Source organism: Anseongella ginsenosidimutans (assembly GCF_008033235.1).
GTDB lineage: Bacteria > Bacteroidota > Bacteroidia > Sphingobacteriales > Sphingobacteriaceae > Anseongella > Anseongella ginsenosidimutans.
In genome coordinates this window covers 3,251,507-3,268,221 of the sequence record NZ_CP042432.1, presented here as the reverse complement: position 1 = coordinate 3,268,221, position 16,715 = coordinate 3,251,507, and the positions used below count along the sequence as shown (strand labels likewise).

Sequence of the window (16,715 nt, the reverse complement as noted above, 5' to 3'; positions counted from 1 at the left end):
TTATGATTCGATAGATTTTGTCTATGTTTGTATCGCTTTATAGCTATGACAATCGTCCAATTAGAATATATCCTTGCGGTGGATACCTATCGAAATTTCGCCAGAGCGGCGGAAAAGTGTTTCGTGTCCCAGCCTACGCTTAGTATGCAATTGCAAAAGCTGGAGGAAGAGCTGGGAGAAAAGCTGTTTGATCGCAGTAAACAACCTGTGATCCCCACGGAAAGAGGCCTGAAAGTGATTGAACAGGCTAGGAATGTATTGCGCGAATTCCAAAAAATACCGGAGATCATTAAAGAAAGCAGGGGAGAGGTCTCCGGGGAACTTCGATTAGGAATTATTCCCACGGTAGCTCCTTACCTTTTACCCCTGTTTATCACGGATTTCCTGGAAAAGTACCCGAAAGTCAGCCTGGTGATCGAGGAGCTTGTCACCGGTGAGATCCTGAAAAGGCTGGCAAATGATTCTATCGATGCTGGTATTGCTTCCACGCCGCTTCAGGAGCCGGTCGTCCAGGAAATACCTTTATACTATGAACCTGTGGTCGCCTATGTTTCCGCTGCGCACCCCTTGTACGAACGCGAATGGATTTCGTCTTCGGAACTCGAAACCCAGGATCTGTGGACGCTGGGTGAAGGACACTGTTTTCGCAGCCAGGTAGTGAATCTTTGCCGGAAAAGCCCCGCAAAAAACGAGGCCGGCAGCCTGGAATACCAGAATGGCTCTATGGAGTTCCTGGCGCGTCTAGCTGACATGACCGGGAAAATAACGCTCCTGCCTGAAATGGCCACTTACGGCTGGCCCGAAGAGAGAAAACGGGCTATCAGGCCCATGGAAGGCCGCTCCCCGGTAAGAGAGATAAGCATGATTATCCAGCGTAATCATGCTAAGCGATATATCATAGACCTGCTGAGGCAATCAATCCTTAGCCATATACCGCCCGCGCTGAAAGAAGCTGCCGGCTCCGAGCGGATCGAATGGAAATAGCAAGGGCCCTAGCTAAACTTATCGCCTTCTTTTTGCCTGACATCGCCGGCGATTTGTTTGATCTGTTGTTCCGCTGATTTTTTACAGATCATGAGGACGTCGCCGGTATCAACGACAATAAAGTTTTCCATTCCCTGGAGGATGACCAGTTTGTTTTCAGGAACGTGTACCATGCAGTCGGAAGTTTCATAAGTCATTACCTGTTTTCCGTTAATGGCATTGCTGCGTTCATCTTTTTCCTTTACGCTGTGGAGAGAGCCCCAGGTGCCCAGGTCGCTCCAGCCGAAATTACCAGGCATTACGTACACATTGTCGGCTCGTTCCATGATCGCATAATCAATAGAAATATTGGTACATTGCGCATAGGCAGTGCGAATGAAGTCGGCTTCCTTTTTTGTATTGAAATAAGGTGCGCCTTCCTGGAATATCTCATGCATTTCCGGAAGGAAACGTTCAAAAGCGCCTTTCAACGCTTTTACATTCCAGATAAAGATGCCCGCGTTCCAAAGGAAATCTCCGCTCCGGATAAATGTTTGGGCCAGTTCCAGGTTAGGTTTTTCAGTAAACGTTTTTACCTTATGAAAATGCTCATTCAGCTTCTTTTCGGTATACTGCACATAGCCGTATCCCGTGTCCGGCCGGGAGGGTACGATACCCAGCGTTAAAAGTACGTTTTGCCCTAAGGCGGTGGTCATGGCTTTTTCTATGGAGTCACCAAAGAGATCTTCTTTCAGGATGAGATGATCTGAAGGGGCGATCACTGTGACGGCATCGGGGTTCAAACGGGCTATTTTATAGCAGGCAAAGGCGATGCAGGGCGCTGTATTCCGCATAATCGGTTCGCATAATACCTGTTCGTCTTGTATGTCCGGAAGTTGTTCCCGGACGGTATCCCGGTAGGATTCGTTGGTAACGATATAAATGTTTTCAGGAGGGCATATCTTTGAGAAGCGCTCATACGTAAGTTGGATAAGCGTTTTTCCCGCGCCAAGGATGTCAATAAACTGTTTTGGCCGGTTTTGCCGGCTAACCGGCCAGAATCTGCTTCCTATCCCGCCGGCCATGATCACGGCATAAAAGTTTTTATTCATCATATAATTCCCTCTTTAATTAAGTCATGAAAATGAACCACCCCGGCATACTTTCCTTCTTTGGTTACAAGCAATGCCGAGATGCTGTGTTTTTTTATTATTTCAACGGCTTTTACGGCCATTTCGTTCCAATCAATGGTTTTAGGGTGCAGGCTCATAATGTCCCTTGCTTTCAGGACGGAAAGGTCGGTGGTTTTTTCCATCATGCGCCGCAGATCTCCGTCCGTAATGATCCCGGCCAGTTCGCCGTTTTCCATTACCGCCACCATACCCAGCCTTTTAGAAGATATCTCCATAATCACTTCCCTGATACTGCCGGAAGCAGCTACGCTGGGCTTTTCATTGTTTTTTGCAATGTCGCCTACTTTGAGGTAAAGTTTTTTTCCAAGCGCGCCCCCGGGATGGTAATGGGCAAAATCCCCCGGGCCAAAGTTACGCTGTTCCAACAGGCAGATAGCCAGCGCGTCGCCCATCGCAAGCTGTGCGGTAGTACTGGTAGTAGGGGCCAGGTTATGTGGACAGGCCTCCTGGTCAACCGATGTGTTTAAGATGTAGTCCGCCTCCCTGGCAAGAAAGGAATTCAGTTCGCCTACCATGGCAATAAGCAGGTTGCCACCTCGTTTTAGCAAAGGTACCAGTACTTTTATTTCAGGGGTGTTACCGCTTTTGGATATACAGAGTACGGCATCGGCCTCCTGGATAATGCCAAGGTCGCCGTGTATAGCGTCCGCGGCATGCATGAAGATGGCAGGCGTGCCGGTAGAATTAAACGTAGCGACGATCTTTTGAGCAATGATGGCGCTTTTTCCGACCCCGGTAACGATTACCCTTCCCTTCAAATGAAGAAGCAGGGAAACAATTTTTTCGAAATCATTGTTTAGGAGTTGGCTGAGTTTCAGGATCGCTTCCGATTCTATCTGTAGGGTGCGCCTGGCTGATTCAAGGATATGCAATGGTCAATATTGTTTTTTTACAAAAATATGTTAATTTTAATATAGATTTGTGCGATTTTTCCAATCCGCGCGTCAGTTTTCTGTTTTTTTTAATTTCTTGTAGGAATGTCAGAGGTAAAAAGGTCGTTATTCGACAACCTGAATAGTTTTTTTGGATTTGATAAATTTAAAGGCGATCAGGAAGCAATCATCACCAATATATTATCCGGGAATGATACGTTCGTGATCATGCCCACGGGAGGTGGAAAGTCCATGTGTTACCAGCTTCCTGCTTTGATGAGCGACGGGACGGCTATCGTGATCTCCCCGCTGATCGCGCTGATGAAAAACCAGGTAGACCAGGTTAGAGCCTATGGAAGCGATGACAGCATTGCCCATTTTCTGAATTCCTCGCTTAATAAGGGCGAGATCCTCCAGGTGAAAAAAGATGTGGTGGAAGGGAAGACCAAGCTGCTGTATGTGGCTCCCGAGTCCCTGTCCAAGCCGGAAAATATTGATTTCCTGAACAAGGCGGGAATTTCTTTCGTCGCGGTGGACGAAGCGCACTGTATCTCGGAATGGGGGCATGACTTCCGCCCGGAATACCGGAAGATCAGAAGTGTGATCTCGCAACTGGGAGAAAATACGCCCATTATTGCGTTGACCGCTACGGCTACGCCAAAAGTACAGCAGGACATTCTGAAGAACCTGCAAATGCAGGACGCCACTATTTTTAAGTCTTCTTTCAATCGCAATAACCTTTATTACGAGGTCCGGCCAAAGAAAAACCCGAACAAAGAGATCATTAAATATATCAAGGGCATGCAGGGCAAGTCCGGCATTATATATTGCCTTAGCCGGAAAAAGGTGGAAGAGGTGGCCGAAACCCTGAATGTGAACGGGATCAGGGCCTTGCCATACCACGCTGGGCTGGACGCAAAGATGCGGGCCGCCACCCAGGATAAATTCCTTATGGAAGAAGTGGAGGTTATCGTCGCTACCATTGCCTTTGGGATGGGGATAGATAAGCCGGACGTTCGTTTCGTGATCCATTATGATATGCCCAAAAGTATGGAGGGCTATTACCAGGAAACAGGGCGTGCGGGACGCGATGGGGGAGAAGGCCATTGTATTGCCTTTTACGACGAGAAGGACATTGATAAACTGGCGAAATTCATGAAGGATAAGCCGGTTTCCGAACGGGAGATCGGCACCCAGATACTAAAAGAAGTAGTGAATTATGCCGAATCGGCGGTTTGCCGGCGCAAGCAGATCTTACACTATTTCGGCGAAAGCTATAACGAAGCGGCATGCAATAATATGTGTGACAACTGCCGTCATCCGGGTGAAAAATTCGAGGCCGAACAAGAATTACTGACCGTACTTAAGCTGATCAAGAAGCTGGAAGAAAATTTCGACGAAGACCATCTTGTAAAAATATTGGTGGGAGTAGATACGCCCCAGACCATAAAATACCAGCATAACAAGCTTCCGGAATTTGGAAAAGGCAGGGAACAAGGGGAATTGACCTGGAAATCCGTGCTGAGGCAGGCGGTGCTGAATAATTTCCTGATCCGCGATGTGGACAATTACGGGCTGCTTAAACTGTCAAAATTCGGTACGTCTTATATTGGTGCGCCTTATTCTATTAAATTCGTAATGAATAAGGACATGGATATTGACCAGGCCCGAGACAGCAGCGATCATAACGGACCGGGCGGCGCTTTGGATGAGGTATTGCTGGGGGCGTTAAAGGAACTCCGGAAAAAAATAGCCAGGCAGCGTAATCTTCCTCCCTTTGTTATTTTCCAGGACCCGTCACTGGAAGATATGGCCACACATTACCCGGTATCAATGGAGGAAATGAAACATATTTCCGGAGTTGGCGCGGGGAAGGCCATGCGCTACGGCGGACCTTTTATTGAGCTGATAAAGAATTATGTCGAAGAAAATGAAATAGACCGCGCCCAGGACCTGACGGTACGCTCAACAGCCAATAAATCAGGTAATAAGATATTTATCATTCAGAATATTGACCGCAAGATCCCGCTTGAAGATATCGCCGATTCCAAAGGGCTTAGCTACCAGGAGATCCTTCATGAAATAGAAACGATCGTTTCATCCGGGACAAGGCTGAACCTTGATTATTATATTGACGACATAATCGAGGAGGATCGGCAGGATGAGGTTTACGATTATTTCCGTTCTGCGGAAGCCGACTCTATCGAAGCCGCGCTGAACGAGTTGGGGGAAACAGACTATTCCCGCGAGGAACTTCAATTGCTCCGGATAAAGTTTCTTTCTGAATTTGGAAATTAGTTGCTTCGCAACGGTTTTGTTGCTTCGCAACTGTTTAAGGTTTAAGGTTTAAGGTTTAAAGTTTATAGTTTTTGGTTTATAGTTTTTGGTTTTTGGTTTATAGTTTTTAGAAAAGGCTTTGCAACGGGTTTGTTGCTTCGCAACTGTTTAAAGTTTTTGGTTTGAAGTTCATGGTTTAAAGAGGTTTATGATTAGTCAGCTTCCGCATATAAAGTTTAGTGATTCCAATAATTTTTTCCTGATAGCGGGGCCTTGCGCCATAGAGGGGGAGGAAATGGCTCTCCGGATTGCCGAACGGATAACTACGATTACTGACCGGCTGAATATTCCTTATATTTTCAAAGGTTCTTACCGTAAGGCCAATCGCTCGAGGCTGGATTCTTTCGCCGGCATTGGTGATGAAAAGGCATTGAAGGTGTTAGGGAAAGTATCTGCGGAATTCGATCTGCCGACCCTTACTGATATTCACGAGCCGGGAGAAGCGGCGATGGCGGCCGAATATGTGGATGTACTTCAGATACCGGCTTTCCTTTGCAGGCAAACCAATCTTCTTGTTGCTGCCGCGGAGACCGGCAAATTTGTGAATATAAAAAAAGGCCAGTTCCTTTCCGCCGGGGCCATGAAGCATGCGGTTACCAAAGTTACGGAATCAGGCAACCCGAATGTGATCCTTACTGATCGCGGTACGATGTTCGGCTACCAGGATCTGATCGTGGATTACCGCGGGCTGGTTGAAATGAAAGGTTTTAACGTGCCTGTCGTAATGGATTGCACGCATTCTTTGCAGCAGCCCAATCAGGAGAGCGGCGTAACCGGCGGGCGCCCTGCTTTGATAGACACGATTGCCAGCGCAGCGATCGCCGTAGGGGCGGACGGGCTTTTTATAGAGACTCATTTCGACCCTGCAAATGCAAAATCTGATGGTGCCAATATGCTTCACCTAGATCTCCTGGAAGGCTTACTGGAAAAACTGGTACGTATTCGCAGGGCTCTGCAGGCGAGGGATTAACCTGCCGAACGCACGAATTACTCAGAAACGATCTTTAGTTCCGTCCGCCGGTTTTTGGCCCGGCCTTCTTCAGTCGTGTTTTCGGCCAGCGGCTGGCTTTCCCCGTAACCTTTGTAGACAAAACGTTCAGGCTGGAGAATGCCCCGGACAAGGTATGCATAGGCCGCTTTGGCCCTGTTTTCGGAGAGTTGCTGGTTATGCTCACCGGTTCCCACATCATCTGTATGGCCTGACAGCTCTATAACTACGCGGGGATTCTGCTTCATGAATTCGATGATCTTGTCAAGTTCGGCATAAGATTCTGGCTTCAGCTTATAAGAATCCGTTTCAAAAAAAACGTTCTGAAGGACGATCTTTTCGCCTTTGGCGATTTTTTTCAGCGGTACATCGAGCCGGAAAGGGTCCGAAGCGCTCAGGTCTTCGAGGAAAAAGCTCCCTGAGTAAAAAAGGTAACCCGGCTTGGAGACGTTAAAAGCGTAATTATTGCCGGCCGGGAGGCTCGCCAGGAATTCTCCAGTGAGTTCGTTGCTGCCGGATTCAAACACAATCTCCTTATTCGCGGTATTAATGAGCTGCACGCGCGCCGAAAGTTTCGCATTCGTTGCTTCATCATAGATCAGGCCTTTTACATAGGATACGAAACCCGGGCGCGCCTCCGGAGGCATTTCAAAGGTGTAAAGATCATAAGCTCCAAGCCCTTTAAGGCTGTTGGAGGCAAAATAAGCAGTTTTGCCGCCGGCGCTGATGATCAGGCTGCTTTCGTCTTTTACGGTGTTAATAGGATAGCCGATGTTTTCGGCCTTTTGCCATTCGCCGTCCTTTTTCCGGCTGAAGAAAATATCTTTTCCGCCCATGCCCGGCCAGCCTTCGGAAGTAAAGTACAGGGTTTTGTTGTCGGGATGAATAAAGGGCGATTGTTCCTCCCAGGGAGTATTTATATGAGGGCCAAGATTAACCGGTTTACTCCAGCTACCGTCTTCCTGGAGGACGCTTTTCCAGAGGTCAATGCCGCCGAGCGTGCCGGCACGGTTGCTGGCAAAATACAGCGTTCTCCCGTCTGGGGAGAGGGAAGGCTGGGACTCCCAGGCGGGTGAATTTACAGGATGGCCAAGATTGAGCGGTGCCGACCATTGACTGCCGTTGAAACGGGAGTAATAAATATCGCAGCTTCCCATTCCTCCGGGTTTGGCGCATATGGTGAAATAAATGGTCCGGCCATCGGCTGAGAGGGCTTCAGCGCCTTCGTTGTACACCGGGGTATTGATCACCTCGCTCAGGAAAACGGCCCGGGACCAGGTACTGTCTGACCGGGAGCTGGTATAAAAGTCTTCTCCCTGCTGAGTTTTTCGCGTAAATACCAGGGTGCTGCCATCTACGGTAATGGCGGGAAGATATTCGTCATGGATTGAATTGACGGTTTCGCCCAGGTTGACAGGTTCAAAGGCCACCGGCGACTTTATGGCTGTTTCAGCGAAACCGCAGTTAGCAATATATTTTTTTACCCGGGCTAGTTCCTGGCTGCCGGGATTGCCGTCCTGAAGGAATTTTTTCAATTGTTCTTTGGCTTCGGCGTACTTTTCCAGGTGGAAAAGGGAAACCCCCAGGCCGTACCTGGTCCGGGCGGAAAAATCCGGCTTGATCTCAAGCACTTTCCGGTAATTGGTAACCGCATTGACATGATTCTCCTGTATACGAAAAATATCTCCTAAAACCTGGTAAGCTTCTATGAACCCCGGGTCTTCCTGGATAGCTTTATAAAGCTCGTTAAGCGCCTGCGTATACTCCTTGCCTCCGATATGCTGCTGCGCTGTTTCATAGGCCTGCAGCGCTTTTTTGCTGTTAGTGGATTGAGCCAGGGTATGAAAAAAAGTAAAACTTACGCAAAATAGAAGAAGAAGGCGCTTCATAGCCTAAAGATAGTGTTTTTCGGAAAGCCAGCCGGTAAATAGTGCTGCGGTCACTAAATTCGTACACTCCAAACCTGCTTATTTTTGCCCCTGCCTGCGCAAAAAAATGTTTACATAGCACCACTATGCGCACATTTTTTTGCATTGCCATGAACAAAAATAAGGGCGGCTTAAGTATACCAATTTAGTGATCGCAGCACTAGGGAATGTTCATGAATTTATGGGTCTGGAGGGAAATTTGCCAGCGGGGATTTTCCTTCACATAATCAATGATAAGCGGGGTTGTTTCTTCAGCTTTACTCCATTCGGGCTGAAGGTATAACTTGCAGAGTGACGAAACATGTGAAGCATGTTCTTCGGCCCATCCGAAATCGCTTTTATTGAATACGATCACTTTCAATTCGTTGGCCAGGCTCAGTATCTCCGGCACGGGTTTTTTGAATTTCTTAGGGGAAAGGCAGATCCAATCCCAGCTTCCGCTCAGCGGGTAGGCGCCGGAAGTTTCAATAAAGGTCTTTATGCCTTTTTTCCGGAGTTCATTACAAAGATAATCAAGGTTGTACAGCAGCGGTTCGCCGCCGGTTATCACAACGGCCCGGGCCGGGTGCCGGGCGGCGTTGGCAACGATCGTATCAGCCGCGGTCAGGGGGTGAAGGGCAGCATCCCAGGATTCTTTCACGTCACACCAGTGGCAGCCTACGTCGCAGCCTCCGAGGCGGATGAAATAGGCCGCTTTCCCTGTATTATAGCCTTCTCCCTGGATGGTATAGAATTCTTCCATCAGCGGCAGGAAAGAGCCGTCTGCAGGAACCTCCTTAGGGGGAGCTGTAACTTGTTGATTTATGGAAGTCCGTTCAAGATCCACGTTCAGCATTTAAGTGCTTCTGCAATTGCTGCCAAAGCTTTAAGAGTTAACAAATTCAGGAGGGAAGGGTTCTTCGCTTTGCTGCTTCAAGGGTGTTTTTTAGCAATCCTACGATGGTCATCAGGCCCACGCCCCCGGGAACGGGAGATATGCCGCCGCATTTGGGGGCAACTTCATCAAATTTAACATCTCCCACGAGCCGGTAACCGCTTTTACGGTTTTTATCTGCGATGCGGTGGATTCCCACGTCTATGACCACGGCGCCTTCCGTTACCATATCCGCTGTCACGAATTCCGGCCTTCCGACCGCTACGATGAGTATATCCGCCTGGCGGGTGATCGTTTCCAGGTCTTTAGTGCGGCTATGTGTGATTGTCACGGTACAGTTCCCGGGATTTCCCTGCCTTGAAAGCAGCAGGCTGATTGGCGTTCCCACGATATTGCTCCGTCCCATTACCACACAATGCTTGCCTTCAGTTTCCACTTTATAATAGTCCAGTAGTTCCATGATGCCGTAAGGCGTAGCCGGAAGGAAGGTGGGCAGGCCAATCAGCATTTTGCCAAGGCTTTCGGGATGAAAACCGTCCACGTCCTTAAGGGGGCTGATGCGCATGATCACTTTTTTTTCTTCAATATGCGCCGGCAGGGGAAGCTGTACCAGAATGCCATCCACTTCTTCGCTGGCATTCAGCTCATCAATTTTCCCGAGGAGGGCTTCCTCCGTTACTGTATCCTCGAAGCGAACCAGGGAAGCGTTGAATCCTACTTTTTCGCTATTCCGAAGCTTGCTGGCCACATAGGTTTCGCTTGCTCCGTTATTGCCTACCAGTATAGTGACCAGGTAAGGCTTTTTCCCGGTTCGCCGCGTAAATTCCGCGGCTTCCCGGGCAATTTCTTCCTTGTAATATTCAGCCGCCTTTTTTCCGTCGAGGATTCCCATTTTTTCCGGTTTAACGTTGCTTCGCAACGGTTTAAAGTTTAAAGTTTAAAGTTTAAAGTTTAAAGTTTAAAGTTTAAAGTTTAAAGTTTCAAGTTTAACGTTGCTTCGCAATGGTTCAAAGTTTAAAGTTTAAGGTTGCTTCGCAACGGTTTAAAGTTTTAAGTTTCAAGTTTCAAGTTTAACGTTGCTTCGCAACGGTTCAAAGTTTAACGTTGCTTTTCGATCGCCTTTCTTAATCCAGTTTCAATACGGCCATGAAGGCTGATTGAGGGATCTCTACGTTGCCTACCTGCCGCATGCGCTTTTTGCCTTTTTTCTGTTTCTCCAGCAATTTACGTTTACGGGAAATATCGCCGCCGTAACACTTTGCGGTGACATCTTTCCGCAGGGCTCTTACTGTTTCCCTTGCGATTACTTTGGCGCCGATGGAAGCCTGTATCACAATTTCGAATTGCTGGCGGGGCAGCAGCTCCTTTAGCTTTTCGCAGATCTTCTTGCCAAAATCATAAGCCCTGTCGCGATGGATCAGGGACGAGAGTGCGTCTACCGGTTCCCCGTTCAGCCGGATGTCCAGCTTTACCAGGCTCGACTGCCGGTAGCCAATAGGGTGATAGTCAAAGGACGCATATCCCTTGGAAATTGTTTTCAGTTTATCATAGAAATCAAATACGATTTCAGCCAGCGGCATTTCAAAGATCAGCTCGACGCGATCGGCGGTCAGGTAATGCTGATTCACCACAATGCCCCTTTTGGCAATGCAAAGTGTCATGATGGGGCCAATGTACTCCGATTTGGTGATTACGCTGGCCTTAATAAAAGGCTCTTCCACGAAGTCGAGTTTGTTCACATCGGGAAGGTCCGCGGGATTGTTTACCACCGTTAGGTCGCCCCGCGTGGAATATGCCTTGTAAGAAACGTTGGGAACCGTAGTGATCACGGTCATGTCGAACTCACGTTCAAGCCTTTCCTGGACTATGTCCATATGCAGCATACCCAGAAAACCGCAGCGGAAACCAAAGCCGAGCGCGGCAGAGGATTCCGGTTCAAATACCAGGGAAGCGTCGTTTAGCTGAAGCTTATCCATTGCGTCCCTGAGTTCTTCGTAGTCTTCGGTATCCACCGGGTAGATACCGGCAAACACCATTGGCTTAACGACTTCAAACCCTTTAATGGCTTCCGAGCAGGGATTCAATACCTGTGTAATCGTATCACCTACCTTGACTTCCCGCGCGTCTTTTATCCCTGAAATTATATAGCCCACTTCTCCGGCTGCCAGCACGTCTTTAGGCTGTCGCTGCAAACGAAGGACACCCACTTCTTCGGCAATATACTCCCGCCCCGTATTTACGAATTTCACGCGGTCGCCTTTTCTGATCTCCCCGTTCGCAACTTTGTAATACGCAATAATACCGCGGAAGGAATTGAAAATGGAATCGAAGATCATCGCCTGCAGAGGTGCTTTCGGATTGCCTTCGGGAGGGGGGATGCGATCAATAATGGCTTTCAGGATCTCGGGGACGCCCATTCCCGTTTTCCCGCTGGCAGGAATAATATCTTCCGCCTTACAGCCTATAAGGTCAATGATCTGGTCTTTTACTTCTTCCGGCATGGCGCCAGGCAGATCCATTTTATTCAGAATAGGAATGATCTCCAGGTCATGTTCCAGCGCCAGGTAAAGGTTGGAAATTGTTTGTGCCTGTATGCCCTGGGTTGCGTCTACGATAAGCAGCGCGCCTTCACAGGCCGCAATAGAGCGGGATACCTCGTAGGAAAAGTCCACATGGCCGGGAGTATCGATCAGGTTAAGGGTATAGTCCTCTCCATCTAGCTGGTATTTCATCTGGATAGCGTGGCTCTTTATGGTGATCCCGCGTTCCCGTTCCAGATCCATGTCATCCAGCTGCTGTTCCTGCCTTTCCCTTTCGCTGATGGTATGGGTGATCTGCAGCAGGCGGTCGGCGAGCGTACTTTTCCCATGATCTATATGGGCGATGATACAAAAATTGCGAATATTCTTCATGCACGTTGCAAAATAGGTGCAAAAATACAGTTTTTATGCGGATTTGTTTCAAAATCGTCTATTTTTGAAAAATACCGCATGCACAAGTCCCGGCGGGCTCCGGCGCATGAATTGAACTGGCTGATAAATATGAAAATGACACGAATGGCAGCCTTCTGCCTCCCGGTAATAATAGGGTTGTTGAATAGCTGCGCAAATTACAAACAGCAGCAACAAAGCAGGAATGCAATGAAAGATCTTCCGCTCAAGGTTATTTTCGAAACAGATATGGGTAATGACATCGACGATGCCCTGGCGCTGGACATGCTCTATAAATATGCGGATCGGGGCAAAATAGAATTACTGGGAATAAGCACCAATAAGAACAGCCCTTATTCTGTGCAGTTCCTGGACCTGATGAACACCTGGTATGGTTACCCGCGTATCCCCCTGGGAAACGTGATCGGGGGAGCGGATTCCGAAGGCGATGCAAAGAATTATACGCAGGTTGTCAGCGAATACGCGGTTGATGGAAAACCTGTTTTTAAACGAAGCGTGGAGAATTATGCAAAAGTGCCGGGTTCGGTAGAACTGTACCGTAAGATCCTGTCAGAACAGCCGGATAGTTCGGTCACCATTATTTCTGTTGGTTTTTCCACTAACCTGGACCGTCTGCTGGCTTCGCCGCCCGATAAGTATTCTACGCTGAACGGGCGCGAGCTGGTTGCCCGGAAAGTGAAACTGCTGAGCATAATGGCGGGGAATTTCCGGAAGGAAAAGCAGGTGGAATACAATGTCGTGAAGGACCCTGCAGCCGCACGGGAAGTTTTCGCCTCCTGGCCCGGGAAAATTATTGTAAGTCCTTTTGAAGTGGGAGAACAAGTACTTTACCCTGCTTCCAGTATAGAGAATGACTTTCCTGCGGAGCCTCCGCACCCGCTGGTGCTTGCTTATGAAAGCTATCTTGAAATGCCTTATGACCGCCCCACCTGGGATCTTACGTCGGTATTATATGCCGTAGAAGGCAGCGAAGGTTATTTTGACCTGAGCCCTCCGGGCACCGTTTCAGTAGATGAAAACAGTTTTACCCATTTCAGGGAAGATCCGGATGGGAAGCACCGCTATCTGCTGATGAACAGCCGGCAGGCCGTCGCGGTCAAAGACAGATTCATTGAATTAATAAACCCGCGAAACCTGGAAAAATAAAAAAAGCAAAAGAGTAAGCCGGGTTCTGTTCATTCCCATGCCAGAGGCGGGGAACTGCTTGTCATTTATCTAGCCGTTCCATCGCTGGAACGGTCCATCAGCCTACCCACAGGGATCGGGCGAGCAGCCCTCTAGCCCCGGTTTATTTGGCCTTTCAACTCCTGAGGTTTACCTGCATCCTGCATTGCTGCAGGAAGCCGTGGGCTCTTACCCCGCGTTTTCACTATGACCCGCCGGCGCCGCAAGCGACGTCAGGCAAGGCTACCTGTTTTCTGTGGCACTTGCTGTATCCCTGCTGAAGCCGGGATGAACCGGAGCTTCGGTACAGGGACCCTTCCCGTTAGGAAGCAGGATGCTCTGTGTTGCCCGGACTTTCCTCCCCCGCGAAAACGGGAGCGACAAGCCTTTTTGCTAGTTTCGTATTAACAGCACGAACTACAAAGATACGCATATTCAGGCGTACGCCCAAGCAACTGACCTTGTGCGGATTTCTTGTGCGGGGTTAAGGCTGGATACCAGCGTTGCTCTCTATACCGGCTTCGCTCTCTACACCGGCTTCGCCGCAGGATTGCAACGCCAGACGGACTTCCCGGATGGTGAACATCTCCTGGCTGTTGCCGAAAGCATTGGTGATATAGGTGAGTATTTCGGCGATTTCCATGTCGGTCAGCTTTTCATTGGGCACCATTGGCTGATTGTAAACCTGGCCGTTAATGGTAATGGCCTCATCCATACCGTAACGGATAATACAGGCGAGCCTGTCCCTGTTCAGGCGCAGGTACAGCGTGTCGGTAAGGGGAGGAATAAGCTTTTCAAAGCCTGTTCCATTTGTCTGGTGGCAGTTCTGGCAATGATTCCGGTACAGCACCATTCCTTCGGCGATATATTTCTTTTTTTTAAGTTCCTGCTTATTATCGCAGGCGCCAAACAGGCAAAGAATTGCTGCCAGTATGAGCAGGCTTCGCATCATTCAGCCGTTCCTTCATTTAAAAGCAGGGGAATATCTTTAATAAGCTGATCAACGGACTCTTCGGAAGTGCCGTCATAAATGCCGCGAATATGACGGTTTTTGTCTACCAGGATAAAATGACCGCCGTGAATGAATCCGCCCGGGGCGGTTTCGTCTTCCAGGGTGGCAACCATGTAGCTTTTTTCTGCCAGGGAATAAACACTATCCCGCGTGCCGGTTACAAAGTGCCATTGATCGCTGCTAACCCCCAGATCAGCCGCATATTCATGTAATACCGGAACCGAATCATGGCGGGGATCAATAGTATGGGAGAGAAAGCTGATGCCGGAATTCCCCTTGAAGGTTTTATATACCCGCAGCATTTGTTTTTTCATGATCGGGCAAATGCTGGGACAGGAGGTGAAGAAGAAATCCGCCACATAAGCTTTGCCGGCAAACGTTTCGTTGCTGATCCAGGCGCTGTCCTGGTTCATAAACCGGAAATCCGCGATGCGCTGATACAGTGTATCGTTTCCGCTGATCTCCTGTCTCCCCAGGATAGGCAGCTTTTTATCTTTTCCGGAGGAACAACCGCACAAAAGGGCGATTCCTGCCAAAATGACGAATATTCTCATTTCTTGTCGATACTATCCAGCAAGGACCGGGCTCCGCCGATACTTGCTTCGTAAGCTTCTTCTATGCCGGTGATCCGGGTCTTTTCCGCTTCTAAGTAATCCATCACCTGCTGCTGGCCCATTTCCGAATAATCGGTTTTAAACGCATACATCCAGTCAGACATAGCCTTGTCGGCGGCGTCGAGGGATTGCAGGAGGGAATCGGCTTGCTGATGAATAGAGGCCGTATCCGTTTCCGGTTTTGCCTGTTTTAAGCTGTCCAGGGAAGAAATAACTTTAATAAGATCTCTTTTTGCTGCCAGCAGTTCCGAGTTACGGGGCATGATCCGGTCATGCACCTTGATCACTTCGCTTTTCAGCGCATCTGCTTCGTTCGTGCCGGGCTGGCAGCCTGCCAGGAAAGCCACGGCTGCTAAAAGTAGGGCCTTATAGAGTATCTTCATTATTTCAATTTATTAACCCAATAGTACTGCTTTTGTTGCATCCAGGACGGAAAAGGCTTCATCTGAGCTGGCGGCTTCGGCGTAAACGCGCAAAACAGGTTCGGTGCCCGACGGGCGGATCATGACCCAGCTGTCGTCACTGAAATGGAATTTATACCCATCCATGTCTTCGGTACGAATGACGCCGTATTTTCCGAAAGCGGTGTATTTCCCCGAACGGCAGTTTTCAATGATCTGCTGCTTTAGTGCTTCGCTCACGTGAAGATCATAACGTTCCACGGCAAACGATCCCACTTCCGCATACAGGTCGTCAATCAGGTCGTCCAGGGAGCGGCCCGTTTTAGCCATGTATTCCCATAAGGTCAGGCCAATCCATATTCCGTCCCTTTCCGGAAGGTATCCTGAAACGGCAATGCCTCCGGATTCTTCCCCGCCTACGAGGTAGGATTTCCCCGAATTTACCATGAGGTCACAAATATATTTGAAGCCTATCTTGGTGATGGTATGGGGCAGATTATACTTGCTGCAAAGGGCCGCGATTTTACCGGTACAGGAAAAAGTAGTGACTACCTCGCCGCTAAGCCCCTGATATTTATGAAGGTATTGAATAAGGAGCAGGATGATATGGTGGGAATCGACGAATTCGCCCTTTCCGTTGTAAAACCCGATGCGGTCGGCATCCCCGTCTGTAGCAAGGGCCGAATCAATATTGCCGCTCAGTTTGATCATTTCAGAGAGTTCCGAAAGATTTTTGTGAATCGGCTCAGGTGCCTGTCCGTCAAACCCGGGATTGTTCTCTGCATGCAGAAAAGTTATTTCCGGGAACAGCCGCCGCATCACATTTTGCCCGGCTCCGTACATGGCATCGTAGGCGAGCTTAAGGCCTGATCCACGGATCGCTTCCAGGTCAAAACTGCTTTGGATATGGTCACAATAAAGCGTTTCCAGGTCAACTTCTTCTATTAATCCTTCCTGTTGGTATTCCTCAAGCGAATTTAATTCCAGTGAGACGCTTTCGGGTATCCTGCTTTCCACCGAGTCGATAATATCCGGGGTTGCGGGCCCGCCGTAATTCGCCTTGATCTTAAATCCGTTGTAGGAGGGAGGGTTATGGCTTGCAGTAATAATAATTCCAAGATCCGTTTCCAGTTTTACCGTTCCAAGGGAAACCATGGGAGTGGAAACAAATTCATTTCCCGCCAGGAAAACTTTAATTCCCTGGCTGGCAAAGACCCGGGCCACGGTTGCGGAAAAAAGCTTCCCGGCAAACCGGCAATCGTTGCCCACCACGGCAGCAGGCGCGGAAGCATTGTCTTTTAACCATAAGGCAGTTGCATAGGCAACCCGCTGAACGTTTTCTACCGTGAATTCGTCAGCGATGATTGCACGCCATCCATCGGTACCAAATTTGATTTTAGTCATATAAAAGGGTTAAT

Annotated in this window: 14 protein-coding genes and 1 other RNA gene; 4 read left to right on the top strand and 11 right to left on the bottom strand. The window is 48.8% G+C overall.

Features of this window, described 5'->3' with window-relative positions; translation table 11 throughout:
* Positions 1-45 precede the first annotated feature (45 nt).
* Positions 46-984 (top strand): hydrogen peroxide-inducible genes activator, encoded by a 939-nt coding sequence (locus FRZ59_RS13585; RefSeq protein WP_132128981.1) that lies wholly within the window; start codon positions 46-48, stop codon positions 982-984.
* Positions 985-992: 8 nt separating this feature from the next.
* Here FRZ59_RS13585 and FRZ59_RS13580 read toward each other — a convergent pair whose 3' ends face one another.
* Both FRZ59_RS13580 and FRZ59_RS13575 read right to left on the bottom strand, forming a co-directional pair.
* Positions 993-2,078 (bottom strand): mannose-1-phosphate guanylyltransferase, encoded by a 1,086-nt coding sequence (locus tag FRZ59_RS13580; RefSeq protein WP_317127728.1) that lies wholly within the window; start codon positions 2,076-2,078, stop codon positions 993-995.
* Positions 2,075-3,028 carry a KpsF/GutQ family sugar-phosphate isomerase gene (locus FRZ59_RS13575; protein ID WP_132128980.1) on the bottom strand — a complete coding sequence of 318 codons (954 nt, stop codon included), beginning with the start codon at positions 3,026-3,028 and terminating at the stop codon, positions 2,075-2,077. The genes FRZ59_RS13580 and FRZ59_RS13575 overlap by 4 nt, the downstream gene beginning before the upstream one ends.
* Positions 3,029-3,133: 105 nt before the next feature.
* On the opposite strand from FRZ59_RS13575, the gene recQ reads away from it, so the two are divergent.
* Positions 3,134-5,326 (top strand): DNA helicase RecQ, encoded by a 2,193-nt coding sequence (gene recQ, locus FRZ59_RS13570; protein WP_132128979.1) that lies wholly within the window; start codon positions 3,134-3,136, stop codon positions 5,324-5,326.
* A gap of 187 nt (positions 5,327-5,513) precedes the next feature.
* Positions 5,514-6,335 carry a 3-deoxy-8-phosphooctulonate synthase gene (gene kdsA / locus FRZ59_RS13565; protein ID WP_132128978.1) on the top strand — a complete coding sequence of 274 codons (822 nt, stop codon included), beginning with the start codon at positions 5,514-5,516 and terminating at the stop codon, positions 6,333-6,335.
* A 17-nt stretch (positions 6,336-6,352) separates the two neighbouring features.
* On the opposite strand, the gene FRZ59_RS13560 is transcribed toward kdsA, so the two are convergent.
* From FRZ59_RS13560 to lepA, 4 genes are all read right to left on the bottom strand, one after another.
* On the bottom strand, positions 6,353-8,242 hold the full coding sequence (locus FRZ59_RS13560; RefSeq protein ID WP_132128977.1) for an OmpA family protein: 1,890 nt from the start codon (positions 8,240-8,242) through the stop codon (positions 6,353-6,355).
* 199 nt (positions 8,243-8,441) lie between these two features.
* The gene (locus FRZ59_RS13555) at positions 8,442-9,023 is read right to left on the bottom strand and encodes a 7-carboxy-7-deazaguanine synthase QueE (RefSeq protein ID WP_132128998.1); all 582 of its coding nucleotides are present in this window, start codon (positions 9,021-9,023) and stop codon (positions 8,442-8,444) included.
* A 139-nt stretch (positions 9,024-9,162) separates the two neighbouring features.
* Positions 9,163-10,047, bottom strand: coding sequence for a bifunctional 5,10-methylenetetrahydrofolate dehydrogenase/5,10-methenyltetrahydrofolate cyclohydrolase (locus FRZ59_RS13550; RefSeq protein WP_132128976.1), 885 nt, complete (start codon positions 10,045-10,047; stop codon positions 9,163-9,165).
* Between the two features lie 232 nt (positions 10,048-10,279).
* A complete protein-coding gene (gene lepA, locus FRZ59_RS13545) occupies positions 10,280-12,067 on the bottom strand; it encodes a translation elongation factor 4 (RefSeq protein WP_132128975.1) in 1,788 nt (595 codons plus the stop codon).
* A gap of 228 nt (positions 12,068-12,295) precedes the next feature.
* Here lepA and FRZ59_RS13540 point away from each other — a divergent pair, with 228 nt between their 5' ends.
* Entirely contained in the window at positions 12,296-13,252 is a 957-nt protein-coding gene (locus FRZ59_RS13540; RefSeq protein WP_207910263.1) for a nucleoside hydrolase, read from the top strand.
* Here the strand turns inward: FRZ59_RS13540 and rnpB are convergent.
* The 5 genes from rnpB to FRZ59_RS13515 all read right to left on the bottom strand — a co-directional run bounded on the left by rnpB (position 13,251) and on the right by FRZ59_RS13515 (position 16,701).
* Positions 13,251-13,667: RNase P RNA component class A (gene rnpB, locus FRZ59_RS13535), an RNA gene on the bottom strand. The two genes, FRZ59_RS13540 and rnpB, sit on opposite strands and share 2 nt — an antisense overlap.
* Before the next feature lie 87 nt (positions 13,668-13,754).
* A complete protein-coding gene (locus FRZ59_RS13530) occupies positions 13,755-14,222 on the bottom strand; it encodes a c-type cytochrome (RefSeq protein WP_132128974.1) in 468 nt (155 codons plus the stop codon).
* A complete protein-coding gene (locus FRZ59_RS13525) occupies positions 14,219-14,836 on the bottom strand; it encodes an SCO family protein (protein WP_132128973.1) in 618 nt (205 codons plus the stop codon). The genes FRZ59_RS13530 and FRZ59_RS13525 overlap by 4 nt, the downstream gene beginning before the upstream one ends.
* Complete coding sequence (locus FRZ59_RS13520; RefSeq protein WP_132128972.1) at positions 14,833-15,279, bottom strand: hypothetical protein; 447 nt, start codon at positions 15,277-15,279, stop codon at positions 14,833-14,835. Before FRZ59_RS13520 ends, FRZ59_RS13525 begins: the two co-directional genes overlap by 4 nt.
* Before the next feature lie 12 nt (positions 15,280-15,291).
* Positions 15,292-16,701 carry a phosphohexomutase domain-containing protein gene (locus FRZ59_RS13515; protein WP_132128971.1) on the bottom strand — a complete coding sequence of 470 codons (1,410 nt, stop codon included), beginning with the start codon at positions 16,699-16,701 and terminating at the stop codon, positions 15,292-15,294.
* Between the last annotated feature and the right edge of the window lie 14 nt (positions 16,702-16,715).

Bases quoted from the DNA above. Each gene is read 5' to 3' on its own strand.
- FRZ59_RS13585 (WP_132128981.1), top strand. From the start codon at position 46: ATGACAATCGTCCAATTAGAATATATCCTTGCGGTGGATACCTATCGA.
- FRZ59_RS13580 (WP_317127728.1), bottom strand. From the start codon at position 2,078: ATGATGAATAAAAACTTTTATGCCGTGATCATGGCCGGCGGGATAGGA.
- recQ (WP_132128979.1), top strand. From the start codon at position 3,134: ATGTCAGAGGTAAAAAGGTCGTTATTCGACAACCTGAATAGTTTTTTT.
- kdsA (WP_132128978.1), top strand. From the start codon at position 5,514: ATGATTAGTCAGCTTCCGCATATAAAGTTTAGTGATTCCAATAATTTT.
- FRZ59_RS13560 (WP_132128977.1), bottom strand. From the start codon at position 8,242: ATGAAGCGCCTTCTTCTTCTATTTTGCGTAAGTTTTACTTTTTTTCAT.
- FRZ59_RS13555 (WP_132128998.1), bottom strand. From the start codon at position 9,023: ATGGAAGAATTCTATACCATCCAGGGAGAAGGCTATAATACAGGGAAA.
- FRZ59_RS13550 (WP_132128976.1), bottom strand. From the start codon at position 10,047: ATGGGAATCCTCGACGGAAAAAAGGCGGCTGAATATTACAAGGAAGAA.
- lepA (WP_132128975.1), bottom strand. From the start codon at position 12,067: ATGAAGAATATTCGCAATTTTTGTATCATCGCCCATATAGATCATGGG.
- FRZ59_RS13540 (WP_207910263.1), top strand. From the start codon at position 12,296: ATGAAAGATCTTCCGCTCAAGGTTATTTTCGAAACAGATATGGGTAAT.
- FRZ59_RS13530 (WP_132128974.1), bottom strand. From the start codon at position 14,222: ATGATGCGAAGCCTGCTCATACTGGCAGCAATTCTTTGCCTGTTTGGC.
- FRZ59_RS13525 (WP_132128973.1), bottom strand. From the start codon at position 14,836: ATGAGAATATTCGTCATTTTGGCAGGAATCGCCCTTTTGTGCGGTTGT.
- FRZ59_RS13520 (WP_132128972.1), bottom strand. From the start codon at position 15,279: ATGAAGATACTCTATAAGGCCCTACTTTTAGCAGCCGTGGCTTTCCTG.
- FRZ59_RS13515 (WP_132128971.1), bottom strand. From the start codon at position 16,701: ATGACTAAAATCAAATTTGGTACCGATGGATGGCGTGCAATCATCGCT.